Source organism: Bradyrhizobium quebecense (genome assembly GCF_013373795.3).
In the GTDB taxonomy this organism is placed as follows: domain Bacteria; phylum Pseudomonadota; class Alphaproteobacteria; order Rhizobiales; family Xanthobacteraceae; genus Bradyrhizobium; species Bradyrhizobium quebecense.
Window position 1 is genome coordinate 7,037,643 of the sequence record NZ_CP088022.1, and the last position, 13,723, is coordinate 7,051,365.

At 65.4% G+C, this 13,723-nt stretch carries 12 protein-coding genes; 4 read left to right on the forward strand and 8 right to left on the reverse strand.

All coding sequences use genetic code 11. The features are described 5' to 3' along the window. Positions 1-48: 48 nt before the first annotated feature. The 3 genes from HU230_RS33805 to acs form a co-directional block, all read right to left on the reverse strand. Positions 49-564 carry a L,D-transpeptidase gene (locus HU230_RS33805; protein WP_176534469.1) on the reverse strand — a complete coding sequence of 172 codons (516 nt, stop codon included), beginning with the start codon at positions 562-564 and terminating at the stop codon, positions 49-51. Between the two features lie 337 nt (positions 565-901). Further along, positions 902-1,696, reverse strand: a complete 795-nt coding sequence (locus tag HU230_RS33810; RefSeq protein WP_224943848.1) for a hypothetical protein — start codon at positions 1,694-1,696, stop codon at positions 902-904. Between the two features lie 18 nt (positions 1,697-1,714). Continuing rightward, entirely contained in the window at positions 1,715-3,667 is a 1,953-nt protein-coding gene (gene acs / locus HU230_RS33815; RefSeq protein ID WP_176534467.1) for an acetate--CoA ligase, read from the reverse strand. Positions 3,668-4,484: 817 nt separating this feature from the next. Between acs and HU230_RS33820 the strand changes: the two genes are divergently transcribed. After that, a complete protein-coding gene (locus tag HU230_RS33820; RefSeq protein ID WP_176534466.1) occupies positions 4,485-5,672 on the forward strand; it encodes a DNA topoisomerase IB in 1,188 nt (395 codons plus the stop codon). A gap of 47 nt (positions 5,673-5,719) precedes the next feature. On the opposite strand, the gene HU230_RS33825 is transcribed toward HU230_RS33820, so the two are convergent. From HU230_RS33825 to HU230_RS33835, 3 genes are all read right to left on the reverse strand, one after another. Next, entirely contained in the window at positions 5,720-6,133 is a 414-nt protein-coding gene (locus HU230_RS33825) for an EVE domain-containing protein (RefSeq protein WP_176534465.1), read from the reverse strand. 96 nt (positions 6,134-6,229) lie between these two features. Then, complete coding sequence (locus tag HU230_RS33830) at positions 6,230-7,342, reverse strand: alpha/beta hydrolase (RefSeq protein WP_176534464.1); 1,113 nt, start codon at positions 7,340-7,342, stop codon at positions 6,230-6,232. A gap of 123 nt (positions 7,343-7,465) precedes the next feature. Further along, on the reverse strand, positions 7,466-8,371 hold the full coding sequence (locus tag HU230_RS33835) for a LysR family transcriptional regulator (protein WP_176534463.1): 906 nt from the start codon (positions 8,369-8,371) through the stop codon (positions 7,466-7,468). Between the two features lie 113 nt (positions 8,372-8,484). Here HU230_RS33835 and HU230_RS33840 point away from each other — a divergent pair, with 113 nt between their 5' ends. Continuing rightward, the gene (locus tag HU230_RS33840; RefSeq protein ID WP_176534462.1) at positions 8,485-9,249 is read left to right on the forward strand and encodes a haloacid dehalogenase type II; all 765 of its coding nucleotides are present in this window, start codon (positions 8,485-8,487) and stop codon (positions 9,247-9,249) included. Positions 9,250-9,314: 65 nt separating this feature from the next. Here HU230_RS33840 and HU230_RS33845 read toward each other — a convergent pair whose 3' ends face one another. Together HU230_RS33845 and tsaD are read right to left on the reverse strand one after the other, a co-directional pair. Next, positions 9,315-10,295: an NAD(P)H-dependent glycerol-3-phosphate dehydrogenase gene (locus tag HU230_RS33845; RefSeq protein ID WP_176534461.1), complete on the reverse strand. Its 981-nt coding sequence runs from the start codon at positions 10,293-10,295 to the stop codon at positions 9,315-9,317. A gap of 13 nt (positions 10,296-10,308) precedes the next feature. After that, on the reverse strand, positions 10,309-11,382 hold the full coding sequence (gene tsaD, locus HU230_RS33850) for a tRNA (adenosine(37)-N6)-threonylcarbamoyltransferase complex transferase subunit TsaD (RefSeq protein ID WP_176534460.1): 1,074 nt from the start codon (positions 11,380-11,382) through the stop codon (positions 10,309-10,311). Between the two features lie 173 nt (positions 11,383-11,555). Here tsaD and HU230_RS33855 point away from each other — a divergent pair, with 173 nt between their 5' ends. Together HU230_RS33855 and HU230_RS33860 are read left to right on the forward strand one after the other, a co-directional pair. Further along, on the forward strand, positions 11,556-12,284 hold the full coding sequence (locus HU230_RS33855) for a uroporphyrinogen-III synthase (protein WP_176534459.1): 729 nt from the start codon (positions 11,556-11,558) through the stop codon (positions 12,282-12,284). A 189-nt stretch (positions 12,285-12,473) separates the two neighbouring features. After that, positions 12,474-13,721, forward strand: a complete 1,248-nt coding sequence (locus HU230_RS33860) for a COG4223 family protein (RefSeq protein ID WP_176534458.1) — start codon at positions 12,474-12,476, stop codon at positions 13,719-13,721. Positions 13,722-13,723: the final 2 nt, after the last annotated feature.

Sequence of the window (13,723 nt, forward strand, 5' to 3'; positions counted from 1 at the left end):
GCCGCGCAGTGGCGTGGCTTTTCTTTCGGCGAAGCGCCTTGCGCGCGATCAGCGGGTGACGACCACCGTCGTGCCGACCGAGACGCGCGAATAGAGATCAGTGATGTCGGGATTCAGCATGCGGATGCAGCCGTAGGAGACGAAGCCGCCGACCGAGCCCGGCACGTTGGTGCCGTGGATCGCGTATTCGCCGCCGGCCAGCGTCATCGCGGCGACGCCCATCGGGTTCGCGGGCGAACCGCCTGCGATCACGTTCGGAATGCTCGGCTTGTCGCGCTTGACCTCGGCGGGCGGCGACCAGGCCGGGTTGCGGTACTTGCCGTCGATCCGGGTCGTGCCGGCCCACTGCTTGCCCGACTTGCCGACGCCGACCGGATAACGCATCGCGTGGCCGGAATCGAGAATGAGGTAGAGCCGCCGTTCGTTGGTCTTCACCACGATGGTGCCCGGCTCATAATTGTCGGCGTGTATTCCGACCATTTCCGGCCGCGCTTCGGCCGTCTGCGACATCACAATAACAGCACCAAGGGTGGCAGCCAGCGCCACCGCAAACTTCATCGACATCAACCTCTCCACTTCCCAACAGCTCCTGTGAGGGAGCCAAAAACGAAGGTGCAGAGCCCTGAAAAACCGGGCCCGCCGGTCTCGCGCACATAATATTAACCGCGTGTCTTAACCGGCTGGTTTCACACCGGCCGCGAGACACGTCCTGATGGCGGTGAGAAAAGGAAAAGTTCGGATTAAAGTAAATGACCTGAAAACAACACTTGGCCACAAACGCGCCGCAATGGCGCCTCGCCTCTGACAATCCCGTGAAATGGTCGAAATGGTGCGGGTCGGCGTTGGACACAGCGTGCCGGGCCCGGCCGGATAAGCCGGCCGCTCGCATCGACAAGATAACCTACTTTATCCCGGTCAGGGCTGAGAGGGCCTTCGTTGCAGGCGTGCCGGGGTGATTTGTGATGTACTCTGTGACGGTCTGCTTCACGAACGGATGCTGGCGCGAATTGGCCGCAATCGCCCAAAGCGCTGTCGCAGCATAGATCAGCTGCATGGCGCCGGCATCGCCGTATTTTCCCTTGAGGCTCGCAATGGTGCCTTTGGGGCCGCCCGTCATTTCAATGGTCGTCTTGGCAATGTCGATCGCAACGAGCTCGGACGCGTTCGCGGCGGCGGCGAAATAGTCGATGATCGGTGTGACGTAGCGGCCGTCGCCGGCGGCGAACGACGCGCCCCACAAAATATCCAGATGTGTAGGTCGCGTGATTCGCAGGTCTTCGAAGCGTGTTGGGATGCCTGCGAACTCGGAGTTCAGCGTTTGATCGAAACCAAGGCTGGCGAATTTGGCGCGCAGCAGTTCGGCCTTCGCCGGTTGGCCGGACAACCGCGCCGCGGTGATCACGGCATAGGAAGCTTTGACGTCGGTGACGATCGGGACAAGCCTATCGATGTGCTCCGGGTGAGATTTGAAATCGGCGGCCAGCAGGCCTGTCAGCGGAGGATAGACATTCCAACTTGTTGCCGCGCTTTGCACGTGAGCAAAAATGTCGGTCAGATGCTCCGGTGTTGGATCGCGGTAGAAGTAAGTGAAATTGTCCGGGGAAGGTGCCGGCGTCTGCGCGGGCGCCGACAAGCTGCCGAACAGCACGATCGCGCAGGCCAGCAGGACTGCGCGATCGACCAAATGCCGGAACAAAGCCAAGTCTCGTGGCCTCTAACCCGGCGCGCCCTTCTTGTTCTGCCGGTTCTGCACGAGGTCGTCGACCACGGCCGGATCGGCCAAGGTCGAGGTGTCGCCGAGGCTCGACGGCTCGTTCTCGGCGATCTTGCGCAGGATACGGCGCATGATCTTGCCGGAGCGCGTCTTCGGCAGGCCGGGCGCGAACTGAATGAGATCCGGCGAAGCAATCGGGCCGATGTCCTTGCGGACCCAGGCGACGAGCTCCTTGCGCAAGGCCTCGGTCGGCTCGGTGCCCTTCATCAGCGTGACATAGGCGTAGATGCCCTGGCCCTTGATGTCGTGCGGGTAGCCGACAACGGCGGCTTCCGACACCGCCTCATGCGCGACCAGCGAGCTCTCGACCTCGGCGGTGCCCATGCGGTGGCCGGAGACGTTGATGACGTCGTCGACGCGGCCGGTGATCCAGTAATAGCCGTCGGCATCGCGCCGGCAGCCGTCGCCGGTGAAGTACTTGTTCTTGTAGGTCGAGAAATAGGTCTGCTCGAACCGCGCATGGTCGCCATAAACCGTGCGCATCTGGCCCGGCCATGACTTGGCCAGGCAGAGATTGCCCGAGGTCTCGCCCTCCAGCGTCTTGCCGTCGGCATCGACGATTTCAGGCACCACGCCGAAGAACGGCCGCGTCGCCGAACCCGGCTTGAGCTTGGTCGCGCCGGGCAGCGGCGTGATCAGGATGCCGCCGGTCTCGGTCTGCCACCAGGTGTCGACGATCGGGCAGCGGTCGTCGCCGACCACGCGGTAGTACCACTCCCAGGCTTCGGGATTGATCGGCTCGCCGACCGAGCCGAGCAGGCGCAGCGATTTGCGCGAGGTCTTCTTCACCGGCCCGTCGCCGCCCTGCATCAGCGCGCGGATCGCGGTCGGCGCGGTGTAGAAGATGTTGACCTTGTGCTTGTCGACCACGTTCCAGAAGCGCGAATTGTCCGGGTAGTTCGGCACGCCCTCGAACATCAGCGTGGTCGCGCCGTTACAGAGCGGCCCATAGAGGATGTAGCTGTGGCCGGTGACCCAGCCGACGTCGGCGGTGCACCAGTAGACGTCGCCGTCGTGATAGTCGAACACGTATTGATGCGTCATCGACGCGAACACGAGATAGCCGCCCGAGGTGTGCAGCACGCCCTTCGGCGTGCCGGTCGACCCCGAGGTGTAGAGGATGAACAGCGGGTCTTCGGCATGCATGTGCTCGGCCGGGCATTCCGTCGTCACCATCTCGGCGGCCTCGTGATACCAGAGGTCGCGCGTCGGGTTCATGTCGATCGCACCACCGGTGCGCTTCACCACCACGACCCAATCGACGCCGCCGGTTTTGGCGATCGCGGCATCGACATTGGCCTTCAGCGGCACCTTCTTGCCGCCGCGCAGGCCTTCATCGGCGGTAATGACCAGCTTCGAGTCGCAGTCCTTGATGCGCTGGGCGAGGCTGTCCGGCGAGAAGCCGCCGAACACCACCGAGTGGATCGCGCCGATCCGCGCGCAGGCCAGCATGGCGTAAGCCGCTTCCGGAATCATCGGCAGATAGATCGTGACGCGATCGCCTTTCTTGACGTTCCGCGTGCGCAGGATGTTGGCCATCTTGCAGACTTCGTCGTGCAGCTGGCGGTAGGTGATGTGCTTGGATTCGGAGGGATCGTCGCCCTCCCAGATGATCGCGGTCTGGTCTCCGCGTTTCTCGAGATGGCGGTCGATGCAATTCCAGGCGACGTTCAGCACGCCATCCTCGAACCATTTGATCGAGATGTTGCCCGGCGCGAAGGAGACGTTCTCGACCTTGGTGAAGGGCTTGATCCAGTCGATCCGCTTGCCGTGCTCGCCCCAGAAGCCGTTCGGGTCCTTGACCGAATGCGCGTACATCTCGCGATATTTGGCGTCGTTGACATAAGCGCGCTTGGCCCAGTCGGCCGGCACGTCATAAACCTTCTCGGACATCATTTTCCTCCACTTATTGCCGATCGCACACAACGCGCCGACAAGCCGCCTTGATCATTGCCGCGATTATGCGTTGCCGCATTCCGGCCGGGCAAGGAAAAAGGCTGTCACTTTCGTCGCGTGGAAGCCGCCGGACATCCCATAGGCTTCCGCATCTGATTGGGCGGTTTACCGCGCTTCGTTGATGAGAGAAACCTATGCTCTATCGCCTGCTCCGGGTCACTGGTCTCTTGGTCGTAGTGATGTCGCTCTCCGCACCGCGCCGTCACCGCAACAATGCCGCGCGCGACAGGATACGCAGACGCCAATTTTGACGGACCGCTTCAACCGCCATTGAACGAATTGCCGGACGTCGCCGCGATGATCTACGTCAACAATTGCTCGGTTGGAGATCTGGATGGCTTTGGTCGGGCCAGCCAGAAATCTGTCGCAAGGACGCCCGTTCGCGCCGCGCAGTCCCTGCCGGCCGGACAGGGGGGCGGCCAACCTGTAGCGTGCGGATGAGGCTGCGCGCCGCGCGTGTAAGGACATGGTCTCTGACCTGATTTGCGCCGGTCCAGCCGGCCTGATGGGGCCCCCAAAGCCGGTTCCGGGCTGCGATCTGGCCATTTTGACCGATCCCGGAGCGACCAAAATCAAGGTTAGCGGGCGAATGGCACCCATGAAAGGTAATTAGGAACCGTCGATAACTGATTCGCGACTCGCAATGTCGGCCTCGACGCCCTAAATCGCGAAACCGAGGTCGGATGGCCCACCGGAACGAAGCCCGAAGCAACGGCATTACCGGGAGAACAGCGGAACAAGGCGTCTTGGAAGTATGATGGATCAGCAGAACATCGCGGCTGTGCGGCCCCTGTCCGCCGATCCCGCTGTCGCCCTGGCGAAGGCGCTGGGCCAATGGCCCAAGCAGCCGAAGGCAAAGTTGCAAAAGTTGCAGTCGCTCCGGGCAAGGCTCAAGCTTGACGCGCCCGCTGTTATCAAGACCTCGGTGGAGGATCTGGCGCGCGATCTGGGCCTGCGGCTCGGCGACCAGAATGAGCTGACCATCCGCCGCATCAAGCGCGGCAAGAATTATTCGTTCGTTCGCGCCAACGGTTCGCGCGTCCGCGATGCGCGCACGATCCGCCGGCTGCATGCGATGGCGGTTCCTCCGGCCTATCGCCAGGTGCGCTATTCCAGCGATCCGAGCTCGCATCTGCAGGCGGTCGGCCGCGATGCCGCGGGCCGATTGCAGTACCGTTATCACGCCGACTGGGAGAAGGTCCGCGAGCAGCGCAAGGCGCATCGCCTGGCCAAGCTCGTCGCCGCGCTGCCGAAGATCCGGCGCAAGGTCTCGGCGTTCCTGTCCGGCGACGAGCCGACGCGCGAGTTCGCGCTGTCGGCTGTGATCGAGCTGATCGCGCGCACCGCGATCCGGCCCGGCAACGAATCCTACGCCCGCCTCAACGGCACCCGCGGCGCCACCACGCTTCTGAAGTCCAACGTCACGCTGGAGGACGATTCTCTGGTGCTGACCTTCAAGGCCAAGGGCGGCAAGGCCGTGCGCAAGGAATGCGATGCGGCCAAGCTGGTGCGTGCGATCGGCATTCTGCGCGGCGTCCCGGGCAAGCGCATGTTCCAGTATTACGACCGGTCCGGCATCGTCCGGGCGGCGTCGACCACGGCGGTGAATGCGTTCCTGCGCGAGCTCGCCGGCATCAAGATCTCGCTGAAGGATTTCCGCACCCTGATGGCCTCGGCCGTCGTCGTGGAATCGCTGTCGCGGATCACGCCGGCCGCCAGCCAGCGCGGCCGCAAGCGCCAGGTGCTGGACGCGATCCGCGCCGCCGCTGACCAGCTCTCCAACACGCCGGCGATCTGCCGCAAGAGCTATGTCCACGACACCATCGTCACCGCCTTCGAGGACGGCATCCTCGAACGCTTCGCCGCGACGATGGGCGGTTACCGGACCCAGTCCAAGCGCGAGCAATTGCTGGCGCAGGTGGTGATGGCGGCCGGGGCGTAAGCTCCGCATCCCCCTTCGCCGGGACGACGGTAGAGTTGGTCGGAAGGCTACAGCCCGCCCATCTTGCAGACGTATTTCCATTCCTCTGATGTCACCGGCTGCACCGAGAGCCGCGAATATTTCACCAGCGCCATGTCGACGAGCTTCTTGTCGGCCTTGATCGCGGCCATCGTCACCGGCGTCTTCAGCGGCTTGTCGGCCTTGATGTCGACGCAGACGAACTTGCCGGTCTTGTCGGTCGGATCGGGATAGGCCTCCTTGATGATCTCGGCGATGCCGACGATCTCCTTGCCCTCGTTGGAATGATAGAAGAACGCCTTGTCGCCCTTCTTCATGTTGACGAGGTTCTGTCGCGCCGTGAAGTTGCGCACGCCGGTCCAGGCTTCGCCCTTCGCGCCCTTGGCGACCTGCTGGTCCCACGACCACGTCGACGGCTCGGATTTCACCAGCCAATAATTCATTACGACTCACCCCAGTCTCGATCGTTCATCGCGCGGCAATCTACAGGCACCCGGGCGCCCGCGACAAGCGTGGGCAGCTGATCTTGACGACAGCGCTCACTGCTTCAAATATCGATCGAAGAATTTGGCAATGTCGGTGAAGGCTTCCTTCGTCTCGGGCGCATCGATGTTCATCTGGTACTGCGCGTGGGATTGTCCCTCATAGACGTTGAGGTCCGCGATCACGCCGGCGCGCCGCAGTTTGCGATGCGTGCGAACCGTGTTGCTGAGGAACAGGTCGCGCGTGCCTGATGTCAGGATGGTCGGCGGGAAACCCTTGAAGTCCCCGTAGATCGGCGAAATGTAGGGATTCTTCAGACTGGTCCCGTTGGCATAGAGCCTGGCCGCGCGGCCGAGCCATCCGTCCCAGGTCACCAGCACATTGTCGACCCACTCATTGCTCGCGTAGCTGTCGCCGATCTTGTCGATGTCGGACCATGGTGTACCCGGCGCGATGGCCGCAGGCAGCGGCAGCTTCTCGTCCCTCGCACGCAACACCATCGCAAGCGTCATCGCGCCGCCGGTCGAGGTGCCGAAGATCGCCAGCCGGTGGCGCTCGTGCGATTTCAGGACTTCCTTCCAGACCGCCATCGCGTCGTCCATCGCAGCCGGATAGGGAAAGTCCGGCGGCATCCGGTAATCGACCGAGATCACCTTGTAGCCGCCAAAGCCGGCCATCATGATGGCTTCCGGCAACGCGGCTTCGCCGGGGCCGAACACGTAGCCGCCACCATGCACGTGGATCAGCAGGCGCCGCCGGTTCTCGAGCGCGATCTTGTTCGGCGTCACGATGTAGCAGTGCACGCCGGCAATCCTGGTTTCCTCGACCTTGACGCCGAGCTTCGCCTTCATGGCCGGAATGCCCGCGATCAGGAGCTTGGCGCGGCGGTCGATCAACTCCTTCCACTCCGCTGGGGTCTTCGGATCGGCGTTGAAATGCGGCGGGTAGGGCGCGCCGATCATCGCCTGCATCTCCGGGGAGACGTCACTTGAGGGATTGCCGATCGATTTGAGCGGGGCGACCCGCTTGCCGTCCTCGGCGTTCGCCGCAGCCTCGCGCTTGGCGAGTTCGTCGTACGGTACGGCCGTTTGCGCGCGCGTGGTGGCGCAAGAGGTGGCGACGGCAAACAGAATGCTGATCGAAACGATAACGCGACGCGGTTGACGCATGTACTTTCCCCAAGTTCGGTATCTTGTTGTTGGAACGGGATCCGACGGTCGCCGCCACGCTATCACAGTGCGCATGATCTCTGCGCGGAAGTCCGCGCCGTCAAGCGCGACAGCTCAGACCCGCTATAGGTGGTTGAACCCGATCAGGGGAATCTCGCCGGCGGCGAAGTCCAGGAAGCTCCGAATGCGCGGCGCCATCAGGCGCGCGCTGGGATAGACCAGCTGGACCGGTATCGGCGCGACTTCATAATCCCTCAGCACGCGGACCAGGGACCCCGCCGCGAGTTCACCTGCAACCTGGTACGACAGCACCCGCGTCAAGCCCATGCCGTCACGCGTCAGTCCGATTGCCGTCTCGGCGCGGTTGACCTCCATGCGGCTCGATACCTTGACCTTCTGCGGACCCGCTTGTTTGTGCTGGAACGACCAGATCGCGGGGCTCGCCTGATTGACGAAGGTCACGGCGTGATGCTGCGCGAGATCGTCGGGTCTGCGCGGCCGGCCGTGTCGCTTCAAATAATCGGGGCTGGCTACGACAATGCGTCGGACTTCTCCGATGCGCCGGGCCCTCAGCGAGGAGTCCGTCAGATGGCCGATCCGCAGCGCGATGTCGATCCGCTCGTCGATCAGATCGACGAGACGATCCTCGAGCGCCAGTTGCAGCGTGATGTCGGGGTGACGTTCAAGGAATGTGCGCACCAGCGGTGCGATGTGACGGCTGCCGAACAGCGTCGGCGCCGACAGCTTGATGTTGCCGCGCAGGCTTGCGGCCTCTCCGATCGCGCCGTCGATCGCCTCGTCATAATCGGCGAGCAGGCGGCGCGCCTGCGCTGCAAGCCGCGCGCCGGAGTCGGTCAGCGACAGCTTTCGCGTGGTCCGTTGCAGCAGCCGGGTGCCGAGGCGCCGCTCGAGCTCGGCAACGATCCGCGTCGTCGAGGACGGTGAACGTGCGAATTTGCGGCCGGCGGACGCAAACTTTCCACTGTCGACGATCGCGAGAAACAGGCGGAACTCCTCGAGCCGGTCCATCGTCATCCCCTTCCAGATTGTTCTGAAACACGGAATGATCTCTGCTGAAATCGGGCGATTGTGCCAACACGCAATTGTGTGAACGCTGGCGGCACACAATGCGAGGAAACGACATGCTCCTGGATCGCCGGACGTTTACGACCCTGGCCGCGGCTTCCGTCACGGCGGCGACGGTGCTGCCCGGTCGGTCGCGCGCGGCAGGCCGCCCGCCGTTCCGGGCGGTCGCCTTCGACGGCTTCCCCGTGATCGATCCCCGTCCCGTGTCCGCCCGGCTGGACGAGATGCTCCCCGGCATGGGCGCGCAGCTGAGCGCCGTGTGGCGAACCCGGCAATTCGAATACACCTGGCTCAGGACGCTCGGCGGGCAATATGCCGACTTCTGGCGGGTCACCGAGGACGCGCTGGTGTTCGCGGCGAAGGCGATGAAGATCTCGCTCTCGCCCGAGCAGCGCGACCGCGCGATGCAGAGCTACCTGGAACTGAAGGCGTGGCCGGACGTCGTGCCGGCGCTCGTGCAACTTCGTGCCGCCGGCCTGCGCATGGCGTTTCTCTCCAACTTCACCGCACCGATGCTGGACGCGGCGATCAAGAATTCCGGGCTCGAGGGTCTGTTCGAAGATCACCTCAGCACCGACAAGGTCGCTGCCTTCAAGCCGGACGCGCGCGCCTATCAAATGGGTGTCGACGCGTTTGGACTGAAGAAGGAGGAGATCCTCTTTGCCGCATTCGCCGGATGGGACGTGGCCGGCGCAAAATGGTTCGGTTATCCGACCTTTTGGGTCAACCGCAGCAACGCGTCAGCCGAGGAGCTCGGCGTGACACCCGACGGAGCGGGGCCCGGACTGCACGACCTCGTCGCCTTCGCGACGGCGCGGTGATGAGAACGCTCTTGAACGAAGCGGTCGCCGTCTCGCGTGGAGACAACGCGTCAGTACGATCAGCTCTAGCCTTCGGCCTTGAACGGCCGCGTCAGCAGGCCTTCGATCGCGTCATCGATCGTCAGCCGGCCGCTCAGGATCGCGGCGACCGCGCTTGACACCGGCATATCGATCCTCTGCGCGGCGGCGAGCTCGCACAGCACCGGCGCGGTGAATGCGCCTTCGGCGAGCTTGCCGACCGGCGCCGCTTCACCGCGGCCGAGCGCGAGGCCGAGCGCAAAATTGCGCGACTGCGCGGTCGAGCAGCTGAGCAGGAGATCGCCCAATCCAGACAAGCCGGAGAGGGTTTCGGTGCGCGCCCCGCAGGCGCGGCCCAATCGCGCGAGTTCGCTGAAGCCGCGCGTGGTCAGCGCCGCGAGCGCGGAAGCGCCGAGATTTCTGCCAACGACAATGCCGGCGGCGATCGCCAGCACGTTCTTGGCCGCGCCGCCGATCTCGACGCCGCGCACATCGGTGGTGTGATAGGGCCGGAAGGTCGCCGAGCCGAGCGCCTGGACGAGCGCGCGTGCCAGCGCCTCGTCCTGGGTGGCCAACGTCACGGCCGTCGGCAATCCGCGCGCGACGTCGTCGGCAAAACTCGGCCCCGACAGGATCGCGGGCACGGCGCGCGGTGCTGCTTCCGCGATCACCTCGGTCATGAACTTGTGTGTGCCGTGCTCGATGCCCTTGGCGCAGGCGATGACAGGTGTATCGGGCGCAAGATGCGGCGCCAGATGGCTGACCGCGGCGCGCAAATGCTGCGCCGGAGTGACCGCGAGAATGATGTCCGCGCGCGCGGCAGCGGCGATATCCGATGTCACCGCGATGTCGGGCTGAAGCTGGACACCGGCCAGCTTCGGATTGACCCGCGTCGCCTGGATCTGCGCGGCATGCTCGGCATTGCGCGCATACAGGGTCACCTTGCGTCCGGCGCGCGCCGCGACCTCGGCCAACGCCGTGCCCCAGGCGCCGGCACCGATCACGCTGACTGACATATGCGCGGGCATCGGAACCCTCAGTTCAATATCCGGCGCGGCTGTTGGCGTGGCCGGCCGGCGCCTTGGCGTTGGCATCGAGCAGCCAGCGGGCCCGCGGCGGCGCTTCCAGCGTGTCGGTGAGGCCGAGCGCCATTCGCTCGGCACCGGCCCAGGCGATCATCGCGCCATTGTCGGTGCAGAGCGCCGGCGGCGGGATGATCAGCGTGGTCTGCGCTTTCGCGGCGACATCCTGCAGCGCGCTGCGGATGGCGTGGTTGGCGGCAACACCACCGGCTGCGACCAGCGCGCGCGGCGTGCCGAAGCGTTCCTGGAACAACCGCAGGCCGACGGTCAGCCGGTCCGCGGTCGCTTCCAGCACTGCGGCCTGGAAGCTCGCGCAGAGGTCGCTGATATCCTGCGGCTCCAATGGCTCCAGCCGGCTCGCTTCATTGCGCACCGCCGTCTTCAATCCCGACAGCGAGAAGTTCGCATCGGGACGGCCGAGCATCGGGCGCGGAAAGGCAAACCGCGTCGGGTCGCCGCCGGCGGCCGCGCGCTCGACCTGCGGTCCGCCGGGATAGGGCAGCGACAGCATCTTCGCCACCTTGTCGAACGCCTCGCCCATCGCATCGTCGACCGTGGTGCCGAGCCGGACATATTCGCCGACCCCGACCACGGCGACGATCTGGGTGTGGCCGCCCGAGGCCAGGAACAGGCAATAGGGAAACGCCAGCGCGCAGGTCAGTCGCGGCGTCAGTGCGTGCGCCTCGAGATGGTTCACCGCGATCAGCGGCGTGTCGTGCACCATCGCGATTGCCTTCGCGGTGGTGAGGCCGACGATCACGCCGCCGATCAGGCCGGGGCCGGCGGCGGCCGCCACCGCCGACAATTGTCCGTAGCCGACGCCGGCCTCCTTCATGGCGGAAGCGACAATGCCGTCGAGCAGGTCGACATGGGCGCGCGCCGCGATCTCCGGCACCACGCCGCCGAAGCGGGCGTGCTCCTCGGTCTGCGAGCGGACGACATTGGAGAGAATCCTTGCCTGTCCGTCAGCCTGGCGCTCGACCACGGCGGCTGCGGTTTCATCGCAGGTGGTCTCGATCCCCAACACCAGCATCGGTGGTTCGTGTCCCAAATTCGGCCCTTGTGCTACGAGCATGATCCGGACAGGCCGGAACCGGTTTCCGGCAAGATCATGCTCATCAAATGTCCCCTCCGGGGTAGCATTGCGAGGTCTGAAAGTGCAATCGGTCGGCAAGGTCCAATTTCCGAGGCTGGAGGCCTGACCCCGTGACCATCCTTGTCACACGACCGCATCCGGACAGTGACGCGACGCTCGCGACGCTGCGCCAGCGCGGCTACGAGGCGATCGCGGCGCCGGTGCTGCGCTTCGAGCCGCTGCCGTTCCATGACGATGATGCGGATTATGACGCGGTCATCCTGACCAGCGCCAACGCGCTGCGGGCGATCGATCTCGGCGCCAGCCGGCTGCTGCGGCTGCCGCTGTTCGCGGTGGGTGAACATACCGCCGATGCCGCGCGCGGGGCGGGCTTCGACAAGGTGATCGTCGCCAAGGGCGACGCGATCTCGCTGCGCGATCTCGTGCTCGCGCGGGTCAAGGCCGGGGAGCTGCCGGCGTCCGCCATGCTGCTTTATCTCGCCGGCGCCGACCTGTCGCGCGATCTCGCCGGCGAACTCAGCGAAGGGGGCCTGACCGTCGTCACCCACACCACCTACCGGATGGCGCCGGTGGCCGCCCTTCCAAGGGAGGTCAGCGACGCCTTCATGGCGAACCGGATCACGGCGGTGCTGCATTATTCCCGCCGCAGCGCGCAGGCCTTCCTGGACACAATCCGGGCCGACGGCCTGGAGATTTCGGCGCTAGCGCTGCCGCAGTGCTGCATCTCGGCCGCAGTCGCCGCGGTGCTCCATGACGCCGGCGCGACCAATGTGGTGGTGGCGGCGCGCCCGGACGAAAACGCCCTGCTGGAGGCGCTCGACCGCACAATGCCGCCGTGAGCGGAATAATTCTTTCGTCTGACCATGATGTTAGGCAATGCTCCGGTTTTCGGATCGTGCTCTAAGAGCCTGACGGAGCGGTCCGCGTTAAGGTAACGCGACCAAACAAATGGATGAGGGCATGATCCGATTCAATCGGGTCGGATCATGCTCTAGAATGTGCGGCCAGTAGTTTTGAGGACCCTCGCGATGGCTGAAGAAAGGCCCGACGACACAGGACCTTCGCCGGATTCCCGGCCCAAGCGTGCGCCGCCGACCATCGATCTTCAGGCGACCGAGATCTCCAGCGAGCCGTCGAAGGCCGAGGCCAGCGCGGACGCCGCCAACGACGCTGACAGGGCAGCGGAGGCAGCTGCGCCTGCGGCGGAGCCGCATCCCGATCCTGCCCCTCATGCAGAGCCGCAGCCGGAGGCCGCATCCGCCGCGCCGGATACCGAGCCGTCGCGGCCGGTGTCGCCCTGGGTGGTGGCGCCGGTGTCGGGCGCGGTCGCCGCCGCGCTGGTGATCGGGGTCGGCTGGCTGCTCGGCTGGCCCTCGGTGCCGCCGGCGTCCGCGCCGCAGCCCAGCGCCGCGACGATGGACGAACTCGGCACGCGCCTGACCGCGCTCGAAACAAAGGCGAGCCGGCCGGCCGCTGCGGTCGCCGATCCCGCGGCAACCGCAAGGCTCGAGGCACTCGACAAATCGATCGCCGCCCTGCGCACCGAGCTTGCCGCGACGCGGGCGCAATCCGACAAGCTTGCCGCTGCGGTCAATGACGCGAAGTCTGCGCCACGCGATGGCGCGGCGGCGCCTGACATTTCCGGCATCACGGCGCGCATCGACAAGGTCGAGGGCGCGGTGAAGGCGCAGGGCGCCGCGATCGCCAGACAGGACAGCAAGATCGCCGACACCAAGGCCGAGGCGAAGGCGGATGACGTGCCGCTGCGCCGCGTGGTCGCGGCGTCGCTGCTCGACGTCGCGGTGCGTCACGGCGATCCCTATGCGTCGGCGCTCGAGGCCGCCAAGGCGATCACCGACAATCCCGACATGCTGAAGCCGCTCGACGTATTCGCTGCGTCAGGCGTGCCGAACCCGAACCAGCTGTGCCGCGAGCTGATCGAGATCGTGCCGCAACTCGCACCGCCGCCGCCGGAAGCTGCGGCAGCCAGCGCCGGGCTGGTCGACCGCCTGCAGGCCGGCGCATCCAAGCTGATCCGCATCGAGCGGACCGACGGCACGGGCACCGACCGCGGCAGCATCGTCGCGCGCGTGACATCGGCCGCCGTGCATAATGATCTCGCATTGACCGAGCGCGAATTGAAGTCGTTGCCGCCGGCCGATCGCACCGCGGCGCAAGCCTGGCTCGCCAAGGTGGACGCGCGCCGCGCCGCGCTCGATGCGTCGCGGAAATTTGCCGACAACGCCATGGCGGCGCTCGCCACGGTCAACCAGTAAGT